Annotated in this window: 25 protein-coding genes; 8 read left to right on the top strand and 17 right to left on the bottom strand. The window is 60.1% G+C overall.

The window, feature by feature from the left end; translation table 11 throughout:
- Positions 1-122: 122 nt before the first annotated feature.
- Positions 123-1,079: a LysR family transcriptional regulator gene (locus tag FHX16_RS10210; protein ID WP_259127491.1), complete on the bottom strand. Its 957-nt coding sequence runs from the start codon at positions 1,077-1,079 to the stop codon at positions 123-125.
- A 98-nt stretch (positions 1,080-1,177) separates the two neighbouring features.
- Here FHX16_RS10210 and FHX16_RS10205 point away from each other — a divergent pair, with 98 nt between their 5' ends.
- A complete protein-coding gene (locus FHX16_RS10205; RefSeq protein ID WP_259127489.1) occupies positions 1,178-2,005 on the top strand; it encodes an SDR family NAD(P)-dependent oxidoreductase in 828 nt (275 codons plus the stop codon).
- 134 nt (positions 2,006-2,139) lie between these two features.
- Here FHX16_RS10205 and FHX16_RS10200 read toward each other — a convergent pair whose 3' ends face one another.
- On the bottom strand, positions 2,140-2,652 hold the full coding sequence (locus FHX16_RS10200) for a GNAT family N-acetyltransferase (RefSeq protein ID WP_259127487.1): 513 nt from the start codon (positions 2,650-2,652) through the stop codon (positions 2,140-2,142).
- Positions 2,653-2,982: 330 nt separating this feature from the next.
- On the opposite strand from FHX16_RS10200, the gene FHX16_RS10195 reads away from it, so the two are divergent.
- The gene (locus tag FHX16_RS10195; protein ID WP_259127752.1) at positions 2,983-5,673 is read left to right on the top strand and encodes a PAS domain S-box protein; all 2,691 of its coding nucleotides are present in this window, start codon (positions 2,983-2,985) and stop codon (positions 5,671-5,673) included.
- A 74-nt stretch (positions 5,674-5,747) separates the two neighbouring features.
- Positions 5,748-6,044, top strand: a complete 297-nt coding sequence (locus FHX16_RS10190) for a hypothetical protein (protein WP_071224919.1) — start codon at positions 5,748-5,750, stop codon at positions 6,042-6,044.
- A gap of 295 nt (positions 6,045-6,339) precedes the next feature.
- Here the strand turns inward: FHX16_RS10190 and FHX16_RS10185 are convergent, their stop codons facing one another.
- The 3 genes from FHX16_RS10185 to FHX16_RS10175 form a co-directional block, all read right to left on the bottom strand.
- Entirely contained in the window at positions 6,340-7,425 is a 1,086-nt protein-coding gene (locus FHX16_RS10185) for a patatin-like phospholipase family protein (protein WP_183861870.1), read from the bottom strand.
- A 232-nt stretch (positions 7,426-7,657) separates the two neighbouring features.
- Entirely contained in the window at positions 7,658-8,407 is a 750-nt protein-coding gene (locus FHX16_RS10180) for a 2OG-Fe(II) oxygenase (protein ID WP_183861868.1), read from the bottom strand.
- Positions 8,404-8,970: a methylated-DNA--[protein]-cysteine S-methyltransferase gene (locus tag FHX16_RS10175; RefSeq protein ID WP_183861866.1), complete on the bottom strand. Its 567-nt coding sequence runs from the start codon at positions 8,968-8,970 to the stop codon at positions 8,404-8,406. Before FHX16_RS10175 ends, FHX16_RS10180 begins: the two co-directional genes overlap by 4 nt.
- A gap of 179 nt (positions 8,971-9,149) precedes the next feature.
- Between FHX16_RS10175 and FHX16_RS10170 the strand changes: the two genes are divergently transcribed.
- The gene (locus FHX16_RS10170; RefSeq protein WP_183861864.1) at positions 9,150-9,365 is read left to right on the top strand and encodes a hypothetical protein; all 216 of its coding nucleotides are present in this window, start codon (positions 9,150-9,152) and stop codon (positions 9,363-9,365) included.
- Between the two features lie 193 nt (positions 9,366-9,558).
- Here the strand turns inward: FHX16_RS10170 and alkB are convergent, their stop codons facing one another.
- The 8 genes from alkB to FHX16_RS10130 all read right to left on the bottom strand — a co-directional run bounded on the left by alkB (position 9,559) and on the right by FHX16_RS10130 (position 15,517).
- Positions 9,559-10,209, bottom strand: coding sequence for a DNA oxidative demethylase AlkB (gene alkB / locus FHX16_RS10165; protein ID WP_183861862.1), 651 nt, complete (start codon positions 10,207-10,209; stop codon positions 9,559-9,561).
- 8 nt (positions 10,210-10,217) lie between these two features.
- Complete coding sequence (locus tag FHX16_RS10160; RefSeq protein WP_183861860.1) at positions 10,218-10,841, bottom strand: hypothetical protein; 624 nt, start codon at positions 10,839-10,841, stop codon at positions 10,218-10,220.
- A gap of 149 nt (positions 10,842-10,990) precedes the next feature.
- Positions 10,991-11,503 (bottom strand): DNA-3-methyladenine glycosylase, encoded by a 513-nt coding sequence (locus tag FHX16_RS10155; protein WP_210296666.1) that lies wholly within the window; start codon positions 11,501-11,503, stop codon positions 10,991-10,993.
- 16 nt (positions 11,504-11,519) lie between these two features.
- Positions 11,520-12,617: a bifunctional DNA-binding transcriptional regulator/O6-methylguanine-DNA methyltransferase Ada gene (gene ada / locus FHX16_RS10150; RefSeq protein WP_246712592.1), complete on the bottom strand. Its 1,098-nt coding sequence runs from the start codon at positions 12,615-12,617 to the stop codon at positions 11,520-11,522.
- Between the two features lie 228 nt (positions 12,618-12,845).
- Positions 12,846-13,295: an ester cyclase gene (locus FHX16_RS10145; RefSeq protein WP_183861858.1), complete on the bottom strand. Its 450-nt coding sequence runs from the start codon at positions 13,293-13,295 to the stop codon at positions 12,846-12,848.
- Between the two features lie 204 nt (positions 13,296-13,499).
- Positions 13,500-14,114, bottom strand: a complete 615-nt coding sequence (locus FHX16_RS10140) for a YceI family protein (protein ID WP_183861855.1) — start codon at positions 14,112-14,114, stop codon at positions 13,500-13,502.
- A gap of 39 nt (positions 14,115-14,153) precedes the next feature.
- Positions 14,154-14,999 (bottom strand): arylamine N-acetyltransferase, encoded by an 846-nt coding sequence (locus FHX16_RS10135; RefSeq protein ID WP_183861853.1) that lies wholly within the window; start codon positions 14,997-14,999, stop codon positions 14,154-14,156.
- A gap of 56 nt (positions 15,000-15,055) precedes the next feature.
- Entirely contained in the window at positions 15,056-15,517 is a 462-nt protein-coding gene (locus FHX16_RS10130; protein WP_183861851.1) for a cupin domain-containing protein, read from the bottom strand.
- 288 nt (positions 15,518-15,805) lie between these two features.
- Between FHX16_RS10130 and FHX16_RS10125 the strand changes: the two genes are divergently transcribed.
- Positions 15,806-16,291 carry a pyridoxamine 5'-phosphate oxidase family protein gene (locus FHX16_RS10125; RefSeq protein WP_183861849.1) on the top strand — a complete coding sequence of 162 codons (486 nt, stop codon included), beginning with the start codon at positions 15,806-15,808 and terminating at the stop codon, positions 16,289-16,291.
- Positions 16,288-17,655 (top strand): GAF domain-containing protein, encoded by a 1,368-nt coding sequence (locus FHX16_RS10120; RefSeq protein ID WP_183861847.1) that lies wholly within the window; start codon positions 16,288-16,290, stop codon positions 17,653-17,655. Before FHX16_RS10125 ends, FHX16_RS10120 begins: the two co-directional genes overlap by 4 nt.
- A 61-nt stretch (positions 17,656-17,716) precedes the next feature.
- Here the strand turns inward: FHX16_RS10120 and FHX16_RS10115 are convergent, their stop codons facing one another.
- Complete coding sequence (locus FHX16_RS10115; RefSeq protein ID WP_016555129.1) at positions 17,717-17,911, bottom strand: hypothetical protein; 195 nt, start codon at positions 17,909-17,911, stop codon at positions 17,717-17,719.
- Positions 17,911-18,078: a hypothetical protein gene (locus FHX16_RS10110; protein ID WP_183861845.1), complete on the bottom strand. Its 168-nt coding sequence runs from the start codon at positions 18,076-18,078 to the stop codon at positions 17,911-17,913. The genes FHX16_RS10115 and FHX16_RS10110 overlap by 1 nt, the downstream gene beginning before the upstream one ends.
- A gap of 132 nt (positions 18,079-18,210) precedes the next feature.
- Between FHX16_RS10110 and FHX16_RS10105 the strand changes: the two genes are divergently transcribed.
- Together FHX16_RS10105 and FHX16_RS10100 are read left to right on the top strand one after the other, a co-directional pair.
- Entirely contained in the window at positions 18,211-18,567 is a 357-nt protein-coding gene (locus tag FHX16_RS10105; protein WP_183861843.1) for a DUF982 domain-containing protein, read from the top strand.
- Positions 18,568-18,571: 4 nt separating this feature from the next.
- Complete coding sequence (locus FHX16_RS10100) at positions 18,572-19,609, top strand: hypothetical protein (RefSeq protein ID WP_183861841.1); 1,038 nt, start codon at positions 18,572-18,574, stop codon at positions 19,607-19,609.
- 61 nt (positions 19,610-19,670) lie between these two features.
- Here FHX16_RS10100 and aspT read toward each other — a convergent pair whose 3' ends face one another.
- Both aspT and FHX16_RS10090 read right to left on the bottom strand, forming a co-directional pair.
- The gene (gene aspT, locus FHX16_RS10095) at positions 19,671-21,362 is read right to left on the bottom strand and encodes an aspartate-alanine antiporter (RefSeq protein WP_183755430.1); all 1,692 of its coding nucleotides are present in this window, start codon (positions 21,360-21,362) and stop codon (positions 19,671-19,673) included.
- A gap of 50 nt (positions 21,363-21,412) precedes the next feature.
- Positions 21,413-23,038 (bottom strand): bifunctional aspartate transaminase/aspartate 4-decarboxylase, encoded by a 1,626-nt coding sequence (locus FHX16_RS10090; RefSeq protein ID WP_183861839.1) that lies wholly within the window; start codon positions 23,036-23,038, stop codon positions 21,413-21,415.
- Positions 23,039-23,119: the final 81 nt, after the last annotated feature.

Genomic DNA, 23,119 nt, shown 5'->3' with positions numbered 1-23,119 from the left:
AGTGGTCATCCGGCCGTTAGAGCACAGAGAAGATTGAAGCGATCGACTTCCAATATGCGTCTGCGTTACCTTCACTCGACGGCGGTCGCACGTCGAAGAGACGCGCAAGCTCGTCCGTTCGCTCAAACGACAACCTTTGCTTCTCCTGATAGGCCAGCATCGGGACCTGATCTGACGGCATCAATGAACGCTCGCAGGGCAGGCGCCATCTGCCGCTGCTGCGGGTAGCAAACAAACCAACCCGGGAACGGTGCGGACCAAGCTTCGAGGCAACTGACTAGCCGCCCTTGCCCAATATAATCCGCTACCGTGTCCTCGACCGCAAATCCTATTCCTACCCCTTGAAGCGCAGCATTCAACGCCGTCTCCTTGTCGCTCAAGATGAGGGGACCGTTGACGGCGACGCTGAACCACGCGTCGTTTTCGAAGAATTCCCAGGCATAGGGTGCCTGATGTCCAGGCCAGCGCCACCGTACGCATCGGTGGTGGACAAGATCACGTGGATGCTCGGGGCGACCATGCTGGCTGAAATAGTCGGGTGTCGCGACAGCCAGTTGCCGCAATTCGGGCCCCAGACGGACGGCGACCATATCTCGTTCGATCACCTCGCCGATCCTCACCGCGACATCATAGCCGCCAGCCACAATGTCAACCGTCTCATCATCGATCGTGATGTCCAGCACGATGTCGGGATAGCGTTCGGCAAAGCTCTTGAGGATTGGTTGGATATGCTTCTGCGCGGCCGAGCGGAACGCGTGTACACGGACAGTGCCTGCCGGCCGCTCGCCAGCAATCCTTGTCTGTGCGAGGGCGTCCCCCAGTTCGAACGCCGCCGGTCGCACCCGTCGGAAGAGGTTCTCGCCACCCTCCGTCAATGACACGTTGCGCGTCGTTCGGTGGAGAAGGCGCATTCCGACCCGCTTCTCGAAGCTGCGGATCATCTGGCTGAGTGCCGACGGCGATACGCCGAGCACCTCAGCGGCACGGCTGAAGCTCAAGTATTCGGCAACGGCGATGAAAGCGCGCATTTGGTTGTAGTCGTTCCCCGCCGGGAGCCTGTCCGCCAACATGTCTTGCATTGTTAAGTCCACCTAACAAGGACATTTACTTTTTTGCGGATTATACAGCGCCAGGCGGTGTGGCAAGCTCCTTCCTACCGAAAGCAAAGGAGCATTTCATGACCACTTGGTTCATTACCGGCATTTCACGCGGGCTTGGAAAAGCGCTGGCCGAGGCAGCGCTGGCAAGGGGCGATACTGTCATTGGCACGGCCCGGGGAACCGATCGGCCGGTAGAGGACGGTTCGGGTCGTTTGCACGTTCTTTCAGCCGACCTGAGCGATGGTGGGACCGCGGAGACTGTGACCCGCCAGGCGTTTGAGATCGCGGGTCAGATTGATATCGTCGTCAATAACGCCGGTTACGGCCTGCTTGGCGCGCTCGAGATGGCCGCCAACGAGGATGTCGCAAGACTTTTCGCCGTCGACGTCTTCGCCCCATTTCGCATCATCAAGGCTTCCCTGCCATATCTGAGAGCGCAGGGACGTGGTCACATCATCAATATAACGTCCGTCGCAGGCCGCGCGCCCGGTGTCGGGACCGCGATGTACTCCGCCGCCAAGGCAGCCCTTGAGGGCATGTCCGCAGGTCTTGCCTCGGAGGTCAAGCCTTTTGGCATTAAAGTCACCGCGGTCGCTCCGGGTGCCTTCCGAACGGATTTCCTGTCGGCCCACTCAATCCGCAAGAGCGACGCCGCCGGTGAAGCCTACGCTGAAACAATCGGGAAAAGTTCGGCGGCCTTTGACGCTGCCGATGGCCGGCAGGCCGGAGATCCGGTCCTGGCCGCGGAGGCGATCTTGGAACTCGTGAACTCTGACAACCCTCCTCTTCATCTCCTGCTAGGAAGCGACGCTTTGCGTCGTACACGAAGCAAAATCGATCAGGTCGTCGAGGAGATCGACGCATGGGAGGCCATCACACGGGGTACTGATTTCGTAGAGGCATAAAGAGGCCGTTTCAACCCGATCCGCCATGTAACGCATGGCGGTACGACAAATAGTTCGCCCGTGCTCAAGTGGAGGGCGATGAAGGCCGCGACGTCACTCGTGTCCCGCTCCGTCAGCGGCCTTGGAATTGCGCCTCAACGGGTGGAGAGTGGCGGGGGAGGTGGCGGCGCGGTCGAGCCAGGACCGAGCGAGCACTGAACCATAACACTGTCTGCCCAACGGCCGTAGCGATAGGCGACTCCGCGCAGCAGACCGACGCGAACGAAATTGAACCGTTCGCGCAGCATGAGCGAAGCAGTGTTCTCGGCGTCGATATAGCCAATCATCTGCCGGAAGCCGGCGGCGGCACAAGCGTCGATCAGGTCGTGCATCAGCAGGCGACCGATGCCTTGGCCGAGGTGGTCGTGGTGAACATAGATCGAGCGCTTGACGGTGTGGCGGTAGGCAGGTCGCTTGCGAAACAGGACGACGTAGGCATAGCCTACAACCGCGCCGTCCTTGATCGCGACACGATGCGGAAAGCGGCGGCTCTTCAAGTTCCTGCGCCGCTCGCGCAAATCGTCCGGCTGAGGTGTGTCGCCGTCGTCGTTTGGCTTGATCCGTGCTGCCCAGCGCGGAATTGCGATCCGACTTCTCGCCTGCCTCACGAGGTCTTTGAGTGACGCCCCGTTCGCTCAGGAACTGCGGAACCATTTGGAGCAAGTTGCGTTGTATATCGTTTCGATGGGGGACTTCATGGTTACGGAGGCTTGCTCGGTTCTCGATGCTCAGGAACAGCGCGCCGCTTGGAAGGTTTTTGATGAAAGCGAGGCGCATTATCGTCGGATTTTGATGGTGCCCATGTTGCATTGTGGGATCAGGACTTCTCTCGCCTGGTAGCACGATTGGAAGAGCTTCGCGCAGACGGGGTTGACGATATACGTGGCTACTTTCAAATGCATCCCGAAGCGACAGCGGATGCGGTCAAATTGGTTCACGTGCGAGACGTTAATGTCTACGCCATGGAGCTCTTCGAGGCTCACGACAAAGTCGAGCTTACCGGTGATCTGGGCGCAACTTTCCTCCCAGAAACGTCGGAAGTTTTCCTCGACGAGATCGTCGCCCTCTGGGAGGGCCGCAAGCGCTTTGAGAGCGAGGCTCATGTCCGTACGCTCAAAGGGCAGCATCTCGAGATCCTCCTGACGATCGCCTGGGAGGGCAAAAACTGCGAGCATTCGCTTGTCAGCATTCTCGATATTTCCCGGCAAAAGGCGGTACAGCGACGCTTTCAAACGCTCAACAATGTAGCGCACATTGTGTCGAGCGACCTCGAACTGGAACGAGTTGTCCAGGCAGTGACTGACAACGCAACGAGCCTCTCGGGTGCCGAATTCGGCGCCTTTTTCTACAATCTCAATGACGCAAAAGGCGAACGATTGACGCTTTACACGCTCTCAGGGGCGCCGCGGGAAGCGTTCGAGAGGTTCGGAGTGCCGCGTAATACAAGCGTCTTTGAGCCTACCTTCCGCGGGGAGGGCATCGTTCGCTCTGACGACATCAGGAAGGACGCGCGTTACGGGCACAACGAGCCGCATCACGGCATGCCCAAGGGACACCTGCCAGTCGTGAGTTACTTGGCGGTTCCGGTGGTATCACGCAGTAGCGAAGTCCTGGGCGGCCTTTTTTTCGGCCATAGCCGGCCGGGTGTCTTTACCAAGGAAACTGAGGAGATCGTGGCCGGGATCGCTTCACATGCTGCGATGGCAATTGATAACGCCCGCCTCCTGCGCACCGTTCAAAATGAACTTGAGCATCGCCAACAGGCGGAACTCGCGGCCCGGCGGCTGGCTTCTATCGTGGAGTCTTCGCAAGATGCAATCATCAGTAAGGGCCTCGACGGCATCATTACGAGTTGGAATCAAGGAGCCGAACGGCTGTTTGGTTACACGGCCGTGGAGATCGTTGGAAGACCGGTTACAACGTTGTTCCCCGATGAGCTGATTGCTGAAGAGGCGGATATCATCGATCGCATCCGACGCGGTCAGCGGATCGAGCACTATGAAACCGTTCGCGTGCACAAGGACGGAACGCCTGTCGACATCTCGCTCACCATCTCTCCCGTTAAGGATGCGGAGGGTCGGATTGTCGGCGCGTCGAAGATCGCCCGCGACATCTCCGATCGGAAGCGCGCCGAGGAAGCTTTGGCGCAGCGAACGGCGGAGCAGGCGGTGCTCCATCGCATGACGGACCGCCTGTATCACGGGTCAGAGCTGCAGCTTGCCTTTGATGCTGCCCTCGATGCAATCACTAGCGCGTTGGGATGCGCTCGAGCGTCGATCTTGCTTTTCGATGACCAGAAGGTGATGCGCTTCGTCGCGTGGCGGGGCTTGTCACAGGCATACAGGCACGCTGTCGACGGCCATTCCCCGTGGACGGCAGAAACAACCGATGCGACGCCGATGTATGTGTCGACCCTCGAGGAGGCCGATCTGCCAGCGGAGTTGCGAGCGACTATCGAGGCGGAGAAGATCGGCGCGCTCGCATTCATCCCCTTGTTCGGTGAGGGGAGGGTGATTGGGAAATTCATGGCCTACTACGATCAACCGCATACGTTCAGCACGGAGGAGGAAACTGTCGCCGTAGCGATCGCTCGACAACTCGGCTTCGCCATACAGCGGGTTCGTTCCGAGCAAAGCCGCCTACGTGCGGAAGAAGAACTGCGGGAGAGTGAGCAGCGACTGCAGTTGGCCCTTGAGGCTGGAGGTATGGGCGCTTGGGAATGGGACCTCACCTCTGGCAAGATCATCTGGTCGCCAGGATTGGAGTTGATCCATGGACGTCAGCCTGGTTCTTTCGACGGGTCGTTCTCTGACTTCAAGCGAGACATCCATCCGGAGGATATCGCCGAGGTCGAGTCCGCTATCCATACCGCCGCGGCGAAACGAGAGCCCTATCACGCCATTTACAGAGCGCTGCTTCCGGATGGAGAGCAACGGTGGCTGGAAGCCTTTGGTCGTTGCTTCGAGGAAAGCAACGGCGCACTGAAGAAACTTAGTGGCATTTGCATGGACATTACTGCGCGAAAGCAGGCCGAAGAGCAGCGAGAGATACTCATTGCCGAGCTCAGCCATCGGCTCGCTACAGTCACTGCTATTGCGCGGCAGTCTTTCTCCTCCAGTGCAAGGGAGGACTGCCGCTCCTTCGAGGCCCGGATCAGGGCACTTGCTCAAACACATGGAAGACTTGCTGAGACAGAGTGGTCCGGCGTGTCGTTGCGGACCATTCTGGATGACGAGCTATCACCCTTCCGGCGCGAGGACGGCCAAAACATACGTATGGCTGGTCCACTCGTTTCCCTACCGCCAAAGCCCGCGCTGGCACTTGGTCTCGCCTTCCACGAGCTAGCCACCAATGCGGCGAAGTATGGCTCGTTCAGTGATGCGAGTGGTTATGTTTCGGTCGACTGGGAACTGCACGACGACGGGTTGCGGATCCAGTGGACTGAGCATGGCGGACCTTTGGTCGATCCGCCGACGCGGTCCGGATTTGGCCGACTACTGCTAGAAAAGATCCTTGCCGCTGATCTGAACGGAAAAGTGGACATCGAGTACGACAGGCAAGGAGTTCGGTGTTCATTGTCGCTGCCGGTTCGCGATCGTTTCCAAAGCCGCCGGCGAGCAGCGGGTTAGGGTGTATTGTGCCGAAGTCTAGCGATACACCACGGCGAATTCTCCTAGTCGAAGACGAGGCGATCCTCGCCCTGATGCTCGAGCAGGATGTGGTGGAGGCCGGCTACGTGGCGGTTGGCCCGTTCCGAGATCTCGAGACTGCTTTTCGTGCAGCCATCGATGAACCGTGCGACGCCGCGATCCTCGACATCAATTTGGATGGTGAAAGGTCGTATCCCGTTGCCGAGGAACTGGCAAAACGGGGCATCCCTTTCCTATTTCTCAGCGGATATGGGGCCGAAAGCATGCCTGAGAAATTCCGAGGTTGCTTGCGTCTTGCAAAACCCTACGACCCCGTAGATATCGTACGGATGTTAGACCGAATTGCTTAGCGCCCCCAATGGTCAATCGAGTTTGCTTAGCGCTACTGCTTTCGGGCCGTCAGAATGATCCGAAGAGATTTCCGATCGTGATCACGGCGACAAGGGCGACAAGCGCACTTGCGATAGCCGCCATAGCGAGATCGACATAACCGTCCTTATGCGAAACCCCGCATACCGCTAAAGCGAGGTGGCGCCCCAGCCCGGTTCGGCAAGGAAGCTCGCGTCGATACGCGGCAAGGTCGCGAACGACATCACAAGATTGGTCATGACGACGACCAATGATATCCATGACGGTTCCTAGCGCCTATTGCAGAACCGTATCGAGCAGACTTTCAATATCGAAGGTCGCCCGCGTCCCAATATCTGCCCCATGCAGTGCTAGAAATTCGTGCGCGGTTGCCTGCCCTTCTTGCCGGAGCATGGATAGAAACTCCCATTCGCCATTCATCTTGGATGACGCGTTCAATTCCGCCATGCTCGGCGGCGTGGCTATACGGTGGAGCCGGACACTCGACCATTCCTTTGCCCAGGCAATCTCATCCGGTGCAACGCCGCTCTCCGAAAGCATCCGCTGAAGTATGGCCATCGCTCGCAGTTCCTTCTTCAGGCTGGAGTTGAATGAGATTTCGTTGACGCGGTTAAGAATTTCACGCGCGGTTTTGGGAACGCCTGCGCGCTCGACCGGATTGACCTGAACAAGCACGAGGTCACGCGCCGCACTCTCGCGAACCACCGGCGTGAGAAGCGGATTGCCTGAGAAGCCGCCATCCCAATAAGGATCGCCGTCTATTTCGATCGCCTGATGCAACATCGGCAAGCACGCGGATGCCAGCACGACATCGGCGTTCAGTTCAGCGTTGCGAAAGACCCGTGGCAGACCCGTCCGCACGTTGGTCGCGTTGATGAACAGTTTGATGGGAGAGTGTTTCAGAAGCTCGAAATCAACACTTTCCTCGAGGATATCCCGAAGCGGATTGATATTGCCCGGATTGATCTCATAGGGCGAAAACAGCCGACTCATCACGTCGAAGAAAAGATAGGCCGGGGAATTGTCGAGCGACCAGTTGCCGGTCAACACGTCAAGTGCGGTGCGTTGAAACGGGCTGAAGCGCGCAACCTCGCTGACGCGGCTCCAGAACGCCTCCAGCGCCAATTTTGCCCCCGTCTCTCCATCCACTGCAAAGCCGTGGGCAAGGACGACCGCATTCATCGCCCCGGCGGATGTGCCGCTGATGCTTGAAATGATAAGTCCGGGCTCGTCGATAATCCGCTCAATGACCCCCCAGGTGAACGCGCCGTGCGCTCCACCACCCTGCAGGGCGAGATCAATAGCGATTGGCTCTTTGCCGGATCGCGCGGGGCGAGAATTGCTGCGTGGTCTTGGCGGCATACGGACCTTCCCATTTCAGCATCTCTACCCTATGGCGATTATTGCAGCGCAGCAATAGGCAATTCATAGGAGTTCTGTCGCAGAAAGTCAGATGTAAAGGTCAAGGTCAGCGTTTTGCATTCGCAACGATCGCTGCCGTTGACGGGCCGCCGCCGGGCTGGCCTCTGGCACTGGCAGAGCCAATCAAAGTTCAATTCCGGCGCTGCGGCAGCGCGCCGCCGGAATTGTGAGATCAACGCGCGTCGTGAAAGATGATCCCAACGGTGTGACGCATGCCGGAGCGCACACGGCTGACACCATGGCGCAGGTTTACGCGGTAATTCCCCTTGGCGCCCTGGACCGGTCGATTGTGGACAGCGAAGGCGACAGCGTCGCCCTGGCGAAGCGGTACGACCTCGACGCGGCTCTGCATGCGCGGTCGTTGTTCGGTCAGTGCAAATTCGCCGCCTGTGAAGTCACGGCCCGGCTCTGCGAGCAGGATCGCCACCTGGATCGGGAACGCGAGGTCACCGTAAAGATCCTGGTGAAGGCAGTTGAAGTCGCCTGGGACATACTGCAGCAAAAGCGGTGTCGGGCGCGTCTGCCCGGCGTCGTGGCATTGCTGCAGGAATGCGGCGTGTTCGTCTGGAAACCGCTGCTCCAGTCCCATTCGCTCGTTCCATGCGTTGGCGACAACGGCAAGGCGGGGATACAGCGCCGTGCGGATGCCGCCGATGAGATCGGGCAGCGGATATTTGAAATAGCGATACTCACCCTTCCCGAAGCCGTGCCGCGCCATGATGACATGGCTGCGGAAGTGGCTTTCGTCGGGATAGAGCGACGCAATGTTGTTGCATTCGTCGGGCGTGAGAAGGCGGGGAAGGACGGCGCAACCGAAGCCGTCGAGTTCGTCGGCAAGCGCTGTCCAGTCGTAGGCGACAATTCGTGCTTCCGCGGATGCAACCGTTGAGGCCGGTACCATGTCGATCGCGTTCTTGTTCATGCCTTCGCTTCCTTCTGGATGAGGGCACGCTTGCGCTCGATGCCCCAGCGATAGCCGGCAAGCGCGCCGGTGCCGCGCACGACGCGATGGCAGGGAATGGCCAGCGCGATCGGATTGGCGGCGCAGGCGTTGCCGACAGCACGGGAACTGGCGAGCGGGCTGAGCCAACTCGCCAGTTCCCTGTAGCTGACCGTCCTGCCGACCGGGATGGTCTTCAGCTTTTCCCAGACGCGGCGCTGGAACGGGGTGCCTCTCAAGTCGAGCTTCAGATGGAGCCCGCCGGAAGGCTTTTCTATATATTGCAGGACTTTTGCGACGTCGTCCTTCACGGCATCCTCACTTGCAACGAGTGTGGATTGCGGGAAACGGTTGGCGAGATCGGCCGTCAGCTCTTCGGCTTCGTCTCCGAGCAGGATCGCGCAAACGCCACTGGCGCTGCGTGCGACCAACACCCTGCCGAAGTCGCAAGCGGCGACCGCATAGGATAGGACATCGGCGGGAGGCGAGGCGGGCTTCAGGTGCAGCTTTGTCCGCGGCGTGTTCATTTCGACGATGAGATTCATTGCCGTCACTCCTTGCTTTGATCGGATGATCCAACCTACCGCCGGGGCCGCATCGCCAAACTCCGATCCTTGCTTTCAAATCGAAGTTTCGCCTGGGGAAATAGGGAAGCGCCAGACGCTCGCGGCCGGCCCATGACCAGAGTTCGAGCCACTTCGCCCGCGCGTGCATGCCGCTCCGATTGATCGATAGACCAAGCGAGCCTGAGGATTGTCGTCTCTGCGAGAAGATGGGTCTCGCCCGAGGTGAACAGGACTTCGACTTCCCCGTTGCCGAGCATTTGAAACTCGGCATGGCCGGCGATTACGAGTTGCCCGATACATGTCATCACGAGGGCTTTGTCCGGATTGCCCTGGGCGCGCGCAACGAACATGTCGACGGCGTTGGTTCCGACTAGTTTGCGCCGGCTCGTGCTGGCGCCGTATCCGCCCTGTGAAAACATGAGCGTCCGTTTCCTTATGCTAGCCCTCACGCGGCCAGATCGCAAAAATCCGACAATCGCACATCCCCCCAATTAACGATCCACTTGGCCATAAGGCGGTTCCCGCGGCGCTCCGATTGTTGTCGTCAAACTGAAAGAAGATGGAGCGCTACAAGGCGCCCCGGAAGGTGAGATTGATGCGCATGCGTCCGACGATCGCATGGACGCCATCCTTTAATTCGGGAACACCGTGATAGAAGAGCCGCGAGGGGCCGCCCCAAACCGCCACGTCCCCGTGCCGCAATGCATATTTCTTCACGGGATCGCTCCGCTTCAGGCCGCCGAACTGAAAGGTCGCCGCCAGGCCGAGCGAAACCGATACGATTGGTTTGGCGAAGTCCCGTTCGTCTTTGTCCTGATGCAGCGAAAGACGGGCGCCGGGGTCGTAGCGGTTGATCAGGCAGGCGTCGGGACGGAAGTCCGGATAGCCCGCCCGCGTCGCGGCCTCGACTGCTAGGTTGAAGAAGCAGTCCGGCATGGAAGGCCAGGGATGGCCGGTTTCCGGATCGTTGCGATCGTAGCGATAGCCGGTGCGATCCGTGACCCAACCGGCCCTGCCGCAATTCGTCATCGCCACCGACATCGTAAAGCCGCTCGGCGTGACCATGTGCCGAAACGGCGACTGGCTGGTGATGTCTGCGAGCGCGACGAGGAGATCCTTCTCGTAGGGACGAGCCGCACCGCGCAGCAACATGGCACCCTCGGCCATAATTTCGGTCGCGGGATCAGCGGGGGCAAGCATGTCAAGCAGATCGGGCATGTGAGGGCCTATTGCGTCGTATGGATGGAAGGGTGAACGACGGGCCGATAGCCTGCAAGAAGCGCCATCAGCGTCGAAGGCGGCGTCAGCAGCCAGCCGGCGTCGTGAAGGATTTCGGGCCTGTCGTAACCCGCTTCGGTCCAGCGATGGCCGCGACCGGCCTGTAGCGTGTAAGCAGCCTCTCCGGTCGCAACGACCGCACCATCCGGCAGGTCGGCTAACCGGCTGGGGATCGGGTGCAGGCGTTTGTGGCCGCGCTCCAGCCGTTCGGCATGCAGCACGCGATCCATCTGCACGGCTGTCGGCCGCGCCTCGCTCTTTGCTGCTGCCCAGCAGGTCCGGAAACGTTCCGCGGCCTCGCGCCGGCAGAAGAAGCACGGGCGGTGGCCGGCGGCGAGCCCTACAGCCTCATCGAGGAAAAACAGCTCGGTCCAACTCCGGCCCGCCATCACTTCGCGGCGGCGCCCCTTGAACGCGCAGGTGCAGATGAGCCAGGCCCGGGTCGCCCAGCGCCGCCGCAGCAATGTCTTCGTTGCGGGATCATGGATGATGCCGCGATTGCCGGTAAACAGGCCTCGCTGCGAAATGGCGACGATCTCACCGAAAGGCGTAACGCGGTTTTGAAGCGGCATGGCGTTCTTCTTGGGCCGTATTTACGTCAACACGTTTCCGCATTCGCGCGGCATGCGCCACAGATACCACGCAGCGACCGTACGATGCGCCCACAACGTCTTCGAGATCTCGCGCAAATGCTTCGGCTGCGGCTGCTCGGGCAGCGTTTTCAGCACACATAGCCCTCGCGGACACCGAAATCGTCGACGGGCAGGATATCCATCCGCTCCAGCGAATACATCAGCAGCATTTCGACGGTCCAGCGGTCGATTCCCGTGATGACGGTCATGCGCTCGATCAGCGCCTCGTCGTCCATGGTGGCGGCGATGTCGCGGGTGGGGATCAGGCCGTCCAGCGTTCCTTTCGCGATCGCCTTGATGGTGGCGATCTTGCTGGCGGAAAAGCCGCAGGCTCGCAGCGGGTCGACCTCGGCCGCGATCAGGTCTTCCGGGGTCGGGAAATCGCGACCCTCGAATAGCCCCTTGAGACGGCCGATGATAGCGTCGCCGGCCCTGTCCGTCAGCTGCTGATAAGCGATCGCCCGCACGAGCGCCTGGTAGGGCTCGCGGGCGGCTTTGGCATCGTGCCGGCAAGGGCCGACCAGCTTGATCAATCTGGCCCAGTCCTCGTCATGGCTGGCGAGGAAGGCTACGGAGGCGTCACAGCACGAAAAGGCCTTCATACATTCGATTTCCAGCTTATGCACTTTGGGGCGCTTCCCTGTCGAGTAATGCTCGTTTGCGATCAACGCCCCAGGCATAACCGGAAATCGCCCCGTCGTTGCGCACCACGCGATGGCAGGGAATGGCGACCGCGATACTGTTTGCAGCGCAGGCACCGGCGACCGCCCGGGTGGCGCGCGGCGCGCCGATACGGCGGGCGATTTCCGAATAGGACACGCGCTCGCCGACCGGAACCTCCTGCAAAGCTTGCCATACCCGGCGTTGAAACGCCGTGCCGCGAACGTCGAGCGGCAGATCGAGGCCGATGCCGGGATTTTCGACGAAGCCGCAGACCTGGGCGACCAGCGCCTCGTAGTCGCGGTCCATGCCGATCAGGCGCGCCTTCGGGAAACGATCCTGAAGATCGCGAACCAGCGCCTCCGGGTCGTCGCCGAGTAGGATCGAAGCCACGCCCTTCGTGCTGGACGCCACCAGGATCGCGCCGAGATAGGATTGGCCGACTGCAAACTTGATGTCCTCGTTGGTGCCGCCGTCACGATACTGGGTCGGCGTCATGCCAAGCATGCCGTTCGATTTCTCATAGAAGCGGCCACTGGAATTAAAGCCGGCGTCGTACATCGCTTCGGTGACGCTCGTCCCGGTCTCGAGGCCTTCACGCACTTTTTTGGCGCGCTGGCCAACTGCATAGGCCTTCGGGGTCAGCCCCGTCGATGCCTTGAACATGCGATGGAAATAGCTCGGACTGCGATCGACAGCAGCTGCCAGATCCTCCAGCGAGGGCTCTTCCTCGCTGTCCTCGATGATCCGGCAGGCCTTCGCGACGAGCGCGGCCTTCCCGCGTTCGAGTGTAGGACCGTCGGGATTGCAGCGCCGGCAGGCCCGGAAGCCGGTCGCGCGGGCGCTTTCGATCGTGTCGTGCAGGGTGACATTCTTCGGGTTCGCCGTGCGCGACGGGCACGAGGGCCGACAATAGACGCCGGTCGTCGAAACCGAGTACCAGAGCTTACCGTCCGCGGACTTGTCGCGAGTGACGATACGCGCCCAGCGAGGATCGTCCGCTACGAAAGGGTGCGACGTGCGAAGGGTTGGCGCGGGGCGGATGTTCATGTTCATGGTTTCTACCCGAATTCGTTCCAGATCGACCGTGCCTTGGATCCGCAAGGGGCCACACTCCGATCCTCGCTCTCACATGAAGCAAAAACCACCCGGATCTTGCGCAGGTTGTCGACAGAGCGCCTGGTTCGCTTGGAGGTGAAGGCAGATGAGGCTCGCACAGGGGCTGTGCGAGCCTTGGTTCTCCTGACCAAGATTAGCAGCCAGGTGGGCTAGCGCTGTCAGGTTTCAGGCCTTATCGATCAGACTGAGCTGCATCATTGCAGTCAGACCATCGTCGAGACCATTTTCTTCGACGATCATGCCATCGACGATCTTCAGCACGGTCTTGCCAGTGAAGCGCATCTTGCGGCCGGTTGCGGCCGGCAAGCCGCCGAGAAGGAAGTCATCAAAGGCCGGGCCGGTGTGCGTGCCGCCGCCTTCCCACTGGCCGACGACATAGTCGCCCTCGGCGATCAGGTCGGCGGTGCCCCAGAAGTTGAGATCGGGGAACGCGGCTCGGAAGTCGGTCATGAACGCCTTGATGTCCTCGCGGCCGCGGCGCGGTTCATGCAGGGAATATTGCAGGAGCATGTCGGGTGCCGCGATGTCATCGATAACAGCAAGATTGACCTCCTTGCCCCAGAATTCGGTGAACCAGCGAACCACGACGGCCTTGTTGTCCTCTTCCTTGCTCATGGGAAGTCCTTTCTTCAAATCGTGCGACCATCGAAACCACTCGATGACCTGATGAAACGGATATTTGAGCTTTCCGGCGACCAAACTCCGGTTCTTATCTTCGAATTGGAAACGGGTGTGCTGGGCGATCCCATCAAAGGCGAAAGGCGCGCCCGCCCAGTGAAGAGATGCAGATCCGGCCGGACCTGCATCGCATTCGTTTCACTAGAATGAGTGATCAGCAGGCACCATCTGCGTTTCGATGGCGATGGTGATGATGTCGCCGAGTTCGGGGATTGCGAAATCCAGTCCCCATTCGCTGCGGCGGATCCTGCCGGTTGCCGAGAAGCCGATCTTCGGGACACCCATCCTTGGGTGCTTGGCCATCGAGCCGTTGAAGGTGACGTCGAGCGTTGCCGGGTGTGTCTCGCCGCGAAAGGTGAGGAGGCCTTCGACCGTGCCGGTGTTCTCGCCGGTCACGTGGATCGTCCTGGAGACGAAAGTGATCGGCTTGGCTGCCAGGAAGGTCTCCCCTGTACCGATTTCTGCGTCGAAGTCGACCTTCTCCGGCCAGGGATAGTCGGTGCGGACTGAGAGCGGATCGATCGCAACCGAGAGCGTGGAGGTTTCCGGCTGTTCCGGCTTCCAGTCGAGTCGCGCATCGACTTTGGTGAACCGCGCGGTGTAGTGCGACAGGCCGGAGTGGTCGAAGGACCAGCTGAGACTCGAATGCGAGGGGTCGGTCTTATAGGTCCCGGTCGGCGCCGGATCTGTGGCGGCGGCAAGGGCGAGCGTCGTGCTCAAACCAAGAGCAAGGGCGAATGTGGTTATGCGAAGCATGGATGTTTCCTCGGATGTGGGATGATGCGGGGCATCGGCTCAAGCCGCCTTGTCGCGGCTGATGGCCTGGAGGCGCTCCCAGACGTGGCCGGGTTGTGGGATATCGAGATCGAACACGGTCTCGAACGTGTCGGAAAGATGTCCGGCGCTCGTGATGCGCTGCTCGGTGACGCTGTTCGCCGTCACATGGCTCAGACGGTCGTTCTGAAGTGCGACATAACCGTCCGCCGTGTGACGCAGGACCGCGAGTGCATTTGTGAAGGGGGAGCCTGGATCCTGCATCAGCCAGCCATGCGTTGCGACCATTGCGGACTCGTCGCTATGGTCGGCCTGGAAATCGAAGCTTTTCGCGATGCCGTGCACATGGTTGTTGAAGCGGAGCCAGCCGTCGTCCGTTGGCATGATCGAGAAGTCGAAGCCGCGCTGGCTGAATGGTCCTGAGGCGAGTGGCACCGGCTCGATGATGGCGTCCGCCACGCCGACTTCGGCAAGATAGGGCCGATCGAGGTCGATACGCAGCGTCAGATGGTTGCCGATGGCGATGTCGCCGAGCCTTTCCCGGTCGACGCCGCCGCACAGGCGGGTCACGCGGAAGCCAAGTGCGGCAAGGGCGGCACCGAAGAGGCCGTTCATTTCGTAACACCAGCCGCCGCGCCGCCGTTCGACCATCTTGGCGAAGGCCCCAGCCGGGGTGATCGTTGAGGGCCATCCCATGAAGGCATCGACCGCCTCCCATGTAAAGCTCATGAGATGCGCGCGGTGCAGCTGCGATAGGCTTCGGATGTCAAGACGCGACGGCCGCTCGACCGCGATCCGGGTCAGATAGGCATCGAGCTGCGTGGCTGTCAGGGGCATAGCGTTTTCGTTCGAAGGCACGTGTGTCATCCTTCGATCTCCTTTCAATGGACCGTTGTTCAGTTCCGGTGTTGTGCTGGGGTGGTTCAGGCGACCTCGCGGTCGTCCTCGGGCGGGAAGGCCAGACCGAAGTCCTTGGCGACCGAGGCGATCTGCTCGGGCGTTTCGGGTTTGCAGAGCTCGACGATCGGAAAGAAGCTTTCGAACCCGCCCGGTGTGACGACGCCCATGAGGCGGCCCTCCGTCTTCCCGACATTGCGAAAGCGGTGCGGCACGCCGCGCGGCAGTGCGATGCAGCCGCCTTCGGCAAGTTCGATATAGTCGCCGCCGCACCAGAAGCCGAAGCGCCCGCTAAGGACGCGAAAGAACTCGTCCTCGCGCTCGTGTATATGCAGTGGCGAGCCTTCGCCGGCCTGCAAATAGGCCTCGTACATGCCGAGGGAACCGCCAGTATTGTCCGCCATCATGCGGATCACATGCTTACCGAACGCCATTGCTCGCGTCCCATGCCTCGGCGGCGAAACCGCCGCATAGGTAAACTTTTTCATCTTGCTCTCCAGGTTCGGAATGCATCGATCGTCGATGCTTTCACTGTTGCGGCAGGACGCAGAAATCCGAACCGCGCTCCGACTACCGGGGCGCGGTGCCAATGTCTTTTGCCCGGCCGCACGAGGCCGCCGATGGCGTGCAGATGACAATTGTCCGGGCCGTCCAGCCGGTACGGCATTTCTATAGCGCACCGCGAAAACCGGCGTTCCTAAATGAATGTGCAAGCCATGCCGAATATCCTAAAAGTTTGCTAAGAAGATCGGGGATGCGCGCAATGGGGGACGGCAGTGAGGTTCGACGACAGGCTTCTCGATTTTTTCAATCGGCCGCTGATGTGCATTATCGCCGCGGCTGACGAGACCGGCCGTCCTTCGGCGGGACGCGGTGTCGGCTTCCATCCCCTGGAAGACCGCGAGACAGTCGACGTCATCTTTTCCGCTTGGCAGTGGCCACGGCTCGAAGCTTGTATCCGGCAGACCGGGCGGCTCGCTGTCACCTTCGTCAGCCCGTCGGATTATGTCAGTTTTCAACTGAAGGGGTCCGCCGAGATGCGGGAGACGGAAACACCCGACCTCGATCGCGCCGACCACTTTATAATGGCAGCGACCGACGAGCTGGAATCCCTCGGCGTGCCGCGGCGCCTTATCGCTCCATGGTTGACGGCACGAGAGGCGCGCGTCGCTCGGCTCATGATCAGTGAAATCTACATACAGACGCCCGGCCCGCTCGCGGGCATGTTGGCAGGCACGCAGACTGGTGCGAGGTCTCAATGAACCTGCGGCTTTCCGATCTTTCCGCCTGCTTCGAGGGCGTCATTCCGTCCATCATCGCCACGGCGTCGGCCGATGGCATGCCGAACATCTCCTATCTCTCGCATGTGGTGCGGGTCGATGAAGAGCATGTCGCGCTTTCCAACCAGTTCTTCGCCAAGACGGCGGCGAATGTACGCGCCAATCCCAAGGTCACACTGATCGTGGTCGACGGCTTCACCGGCGATCAGTTCCTGCTCGACATCGGTTTTGTTCGTTCCGTTGATACCGGTACACTGTTCGACAGGATCGCCCGCCAGCTCAAGGCGAGTAGCGCGCAGGTCGGCATGTCCGATGTCATGCGGCTCAGAAGCGCCGATATTTTCCGAGTGCACGGAATAGAAAAGGTTCCATCGCCGGCGGAAACAGGCTCACCCGCGACGGGCCGCGCGCCCGTCAGCCTTCCCGCCCTTTCTGAGGCGATCAAGGTCATCGAGCGACAGGCGGAAGCCGATGAGATCATCGACAGTCTGCTCGGCGGCGTCCAGCGCGTCCTCGGATACGATCATGCGCTCGTGCTCATCCACGACAGCCATCGTGGCTGCCTCATCACCACCGGTAGCATAGGCTACGAGCGCTCGGGTCTCGGATCGGAAATCGCCGGCAGCGAGGGATTGATCGGCGCAGCTGCGACGAGCGGCCAGACGATCAAGGTTAGCGACATGAGCCGCGTGCGCCGGTTCGGAGAGGCGATCGGTCTGGAGGCAGAACGGACCGAAAATGCCACGCGTACTGTCGCTTTCCCGCAATTGTCGACGGCCATGAGCCAGATCGCCATTCCCATGACCGCCCAAGGAACGGTGACAGGTGTACTCTTCATCGAGAGCACCGAGCGGCTCGCCTTCCGCGAAGAGGACGAGGCTGCTCTCGAAATTCTGGTTGGACAGGCGGCCAGCGCCCTCAGGGCCAGCGAGCGGGAAGCGGCGGCGGCCGAATTGAAGCCGGCGGTCGGCATGCCCGAGTCTGTTATCGCCGGGCGGGAAGTCCGCGTCGTCCATCACCGCTTCGACGACAGTGTGTTCGTCGACGGAACCTACATAGTGAAGGGCGTTGCCGGGACCTTGCTGCGCCTGATGCTCGATTGGCATCTGAGCGACGGCAGGACCGAATTCACGAACAGAGAAATGCGGCTTGCGGTCGGTTCCCGGATGCCGGAGATCAAGGACAATCTTGAAACCCGGCTTCTGCTGCTGCGTCGCCGACTCGACGAAAAGCAGGCGCCCGTACGCCTCGTCCGCGTCAGCAGAGGCCGCGTCAGGCTGAAGGCGGAAGGACCGCTCATCCTCGAGGTCACCGCCTCCGACGAGACGACCTTCGAGAGGCTCTAGCCGGTCGGTAGTCTAATCCTTTCAAGGCGTAGGTCGATCTCAGTTGACAAACTTTGCATGCTCATTTGCGTTCAAACTGAGGAGCCCAACCGCGCGTTATGCCCCGGCTCATGGCGCTCTTGGCCAGTGACAGTTGCTGCCGCAAGTGCCTGATGTCCTCGAGCAGTGTGGCAATCGTCGCATTCACGTCGTCGTCATGCCAGGCGAGGGCTGCCTGCACTTCGAAATCGACGTCTTCCTTGGCCACGGGCAGCATCAGTGTAAATCCAAGCTCAGTTGCTGGCCTTTCAGAACGGGCAGGGGGCGACCGATCTCGATGTTGCCAAATACGCGCTTGCGGCGTTCGGCATCGCGTTCGCGCTCAGCCTTACTCGCGGCTACGGCTGCCAGGGCATTTGCAATGACTTGCTCTGTATGGGTCATAGGAGCCTCCATGGGAATGTTCTTATTTTGTTCTCATTCAATGAAAAGTCAAGGACGTGCGGGCTCAGTGCTCTGGACGAAAGCGAATCGGCCTCCATTTATCAATACGGAAAAGTCAAGGGAGTTAGGGGCATGGTTGGCGAAATCCCCGTCTTTATCAGTCCGATGGACGTCGAAATTGAAGGCAACGGCCGATATCGACATGCTGATACAGTCGCAGATCTCGCCGCCATGCTCCTAAGCAGCAAATGGCCGAAAAGTCGTCCGTCGTTTCACAGCGCTCTGATGGCGTCCCTGGAGGCGATGGAATTTTACACTGACGCAGCGACAGCTCGGGCAGCTTTCGTAATTGCGGCGCACGAAGCGGGGCTTCGCGTTCTTCCGGACGACGGAGAAAAATCGCAAAAGAACTACCCAAGAAATGATGAGCAGCGCCCCAGAGCGCACGCCGGGGGGAAGGTCCGCCCTTTAGAGGACGGCCCAAGGTAAACAGATGATTGCCGCTCCCCGACGGTACACGCGATGGCGGCCGCCCTTCATCGCAGTGACGCTAGTGCTGTTCTTTTTTACCTGCGGATTGCCAAAAGTTACCTTCGCAGATCCCGTTACCGATGATGGTCGCGCTTTGATAGCAGCGATACGGGCGAACGATTTTCTTAGCGCTCGCAACATCTTACGCCGCGGGAATATCGACGGAAATGGATTTGCCGATGGGCGTTTCAAACGAAGTTTTGTAAAGGAAGCTCTACAGGCGCAGGCTGATGACCGTATGGTCGACCTATTGCTGGAGAACGGCGCGGACCAGAAGGGATGGGACTATTTCGCAGGTCGCGCCTCAGGCGCTTACGTGGTGGCCGTCGGGGGTGTCAAAAGGCGCGGTGCTGATTCGACGGTTCGGATCATCAAGGCGCTAAGAAGCAAAAACTTCGAGCATATTCGTGGTGTAAAGGAGAACATCAGCCTCCTTTCGATTAATGGGCTTCCCTATCCAGATTTCGTCTCCATTGTTGACGAGCTGTCCGCCGATGGAATTGACCTGAAGGGTGAGTTTCGTAACGGGACGCTCAAAATGGTGCGAGTTTTCGATACTGGCGTTGAGACCACCTGGCCGTATCTTCTTAAAATCATTGATGTGAATGAGGCCGATGCGTGGGGAAATACCATTATGGGCGTTTACGCTGGGGCCAGTTGCACGGTGGAGAGCTGGCAGCAAGACGATCCTGTTTGGTTTTGCAACGAGGATCCTGCCAGGTTGAGGAAGATTGAAATTGCTGCCCATTCGCCGGGGTTTAAGGGAGACACACTTCTACAAAAGGCCGGTGGCTGGACCACGTTCGACTATCTAGACTTCACATCTGGTCAAACTGGGAGTTGCTTCAGCCTCCCACGCGAGATCAGTCCGGTTCAGGACGAAATTCGGGACTTCGTGAAATCCACCTTCTCAGGAGAACTGGCGCAGTGGACACCGGTGAACGACCCGTCATGTTCGGTACGCGGTTCGACCATCGTTTGCAAATGCCTGAGGCCGTAAGAAGTTGCTCACCGCATGGGTCCGCTATGCCGACTAGCTCGGATACCGCGCGGGTCGCCAACTAGCCAAGCAGCATAACGACAACCATGCCCCAGATCGTCAGCAGCGTGTTGCCGATGGCGTATGTTACGGTATAGCCGAGGGCCGGAACCTGGCTTTTCGCAGCGTCGGTAATCATGCCAAGGGCCGCGGTCGTGGTCCGGGCGCCAGCGCAGGCGCCGAACAGGATGGCCGGGTCAAACTTGAACAGATATTTCCCGGTGTACATCGCGAGGATCAAGGGGATGGTGGTCGCGACGACGCCCCAGAGGAACAGGCTGACGCCGAGCTCCTTGAGACCTGCGACGAAGCCGGGCCCGGCGGTAAGGCCGACGACCGCGATGAAGACGTTCAGGCCCACCGAATTCATGAACCACACGGTCGACGATGGAATCCGACCGAATGTGGGGTGCACCGATCGCAGCCAGCCGAAGACAAGGCCCGAGATCAATGCGCCGCCGGCGGTCGAGAGGGTCAGCGGTATGCCCGCAACATTCAGGACGAACGCGCCGACGAGCCCGCCCAATACGATTGCAGCGCCGATGAAGGCGACATCGGCGACGTCGGTGGCTCGGTCGGCATAGCCGATGTGTTTGGTGGCGGCCGCAATGTCCTTTGAGCGGCCGACGAGTGTCAGGATGTCGCCGCGGTGTAGGACGGTGTCGGGCAGGATGGGGATGACGACCGCGGTAGCTCCGCGCACAATCTTGCGCAGGAATACACCACGCGCGGCTGGCGACTTGGCAATCTCGGAGAGCTTCTTGCCATCGATCTCCTTGCTGGTAACGAATACGTCGACGCCTTCAGCTGGGACATTCTGCAGTTCGGGATCGTTGACTTCCTCCGCTTCGTGACCAAGCACGTTGACCAGCACATCGGTAGGACCAACCACGGCAACGACATCGCCAGCTTGCAGAACCGTATCGGCCGTCGCCTCCTGGATCACGCCGTCCCGACGGATGCGCTCTACGAAAACCCGTGCGTTTGGGATAAGCGCCTCGGCCTTCGCGGCCGTCAGGCCAACCACGGGCCCACCGGGCTTGATCCGGTATGCGCGCAGTTCGAAACGGTGCCAGGCCGAACCTGCCCCACCAAGTTCTGCCGCGGCGCTGTGGCGGGTTTCATAGTCCTTGCAGGCGGCGACGAGGTCGATTCCAAGAAGTCTTGGACCGACAAGCGCGAGAATGACTGCCGATCCCGCCGTGCCGAAGATGTAGGTCACCGCATAGGCGATGGGCATCGCGTTGAGCGTCGCAGTTACTTGGTCGGGCGGTAGGCCGGCGCGGTTTATCGCGTCCGTCGCTAGGCCCATGGAGGCCGAGATCGTCTGAGACCCGGCATAAAGACCGGCCGCGGAACCGATATCATAACCCGCCAACATCGCAAGGATCACCGGAACGGCAAGGCAGTAGATGCAGACGATCACCGAAAAGGCAGCCTGCGGCAGGCCATCGGTTGCGATGCCACGCACAAATTGCGGGCCGACGCCGTATCCTACCGCAAAAAGGAACATGAGAAAGAATACCGATTTTACGTTCGGCGACACGGTAATTCCGAGCTGACCAATGACCACGGCCGCAAGCAAGGTCGAGGTGACGGCCCCAAGGCCGAGACCCTTATAGGTGAACTTTCCGACGAAGTAGCCGATCGCAAGCGATAGGAAGATCGCGATCTCGGGATATTTTCGAAGCGTTTCGGCGAACCATTCGAACATGACGGCGTGATCTCCTGAGTAGAACTATGCGACGGAGTGTTCGTCGCCCGCTAGGGCTGCGCCAATTCGCCCTTTGACGCGCGATAGGCCTGTAGATAGCCGCGCGCAACCGCTCGTATTGCGCGCCCGATCGAGTCGTAAGCCTCGTCGGGTAGGTTGGCGAACGATACGCGCACCGACCAGTTGGGGGCATCGAAGCCCGATCCGTTCAGAACCACGATGCCGTGGTCTTCGGCGAGCTTGAAGGCGATGTCGAGCGGATGGACGTTCTGCTTGACCCAGTCGGTCACCTCGTCGCCGACATACTTCCGCGCCCAGAATTCGTAGTCGATGATGCCGTAGTAGCGGTCGAAATAGGGGCGGGCGTGAAACTCAATCCCCATCCCGTTCATCAGTTTGTCGAAGCGCCGTTGGCAGATGGCCATGCAGGCCTTTTGATAGATCTTGTCCTCGTCCATCATCTCGACGAGGCCGAACAGCGACATCATCACCTGCTGCGGCAGCGACAGGCCGGCGGTGTGGTTCAACGCTACATCGCGGCTGTCAGCGACGATGCGATCGATGAATTTGATCTCTCGCGGATGCGGAGTGAGTGCCTTGTAGCGGGCGTCCATCAGCTTCTGGGCAGATTCCGGCAGCGCGCGGATCGCCTTGTCGAAGATGTTGTCCTGGGCGACGGCGACGACGCCTAGGCGCCAGCCGGTGCAGCCGAAATACTTGGAGTAAGAATAGACGCCGATCGTGTTGTGCGGCAGATGACCCATCACCGACTCGAAGTTCGGCACGAAGGTTCCGTAGACGTCATCCGTCAGGATCATCAGATCCGGGCGTTTCGTCTTCACGAATTTCACCAGACGTCCCATCGACTCGGGATCAAGCGCAACAGCCGACGGATTGCCGGGATTGACGATGAACAGCGCCTTGACCGACTTGTCCTCGAGCGCTTTCAGGTCTTCATCGGTGAGCTGGAAACGGTCCTCAGCCTCCGCCGAAACATGAACTTGCTTCAGCGCGTAATCTTCGAGGTGTGGCATTTCCAGATATGGCGTAAAGATCGGCGTGACCAGCGCGATCGTGTCGCCGGAATTCAGCAGCCGGGCGTTTTTCAGGGCCTTGAAGATATAGCACATGGCCGCGGTACCACCCTCGACCGGGTATAGGTCGAATTTCGCGCTCGGACGATGGCCGGCGCACATGGCCCACATCAGGTATTCGTGCGTGATCGCTTCGTTGTGGACAAGCGCACGGTCGGGGACGGGGTAGTGGTCTCCGATGATTGAATCCGTCAATTCATTGACGAATTTATCCGGCTCGAAGGCGAATTTCTTGACGGCAAAATCGACAACCGCCTCGAGCGTCTCGGCGCCGGGAGTATCGGGGTCGCCCTTGCGTTTCTGCACCCAGGCTTTCAGGCGGCCGTAGCAGCCATCCGTCGGAGGCATGCCCGCGAGACCGGCTGCTTCGTCATAAGAGACCCGCTTGGCCTCGGTGAGCGCGAACTGCCCGAGCAGGAAGAACGCCTCGCGCGCCCGCGTTGCGATCCAGTTCGGATTGCCTCGCCCGGCGTTGAGATAAACGCGCCCTGCCTTGTCGGCCTGCGCCAGGCGGATCAATTCGTCCTTGATCTCAAACGGGCTAAGGTCCTCGAACTTGGCGTAAATACCAGCGTCTGGCATGACCATTCCTCCCCGTCACGCAGCGCTCGCCAATTGCGTGGACGCCGCCGTTGTGCTTACGTTCCGGGGATAATCGGCCGA

It is taken from the genome of Rhizobium sp. BK661 (assembly GCF_024808825.1).
In the GTDB taxonomy this organism is placed as follows: Bacteria; Pseudomonadota; Alphaproteobacteria; order Rhizobiales; family Rhizobiaceae; genus Rhizobium.
This window is presented reverse-complemented; position numbering and strand designations above follow the sequence as displayed.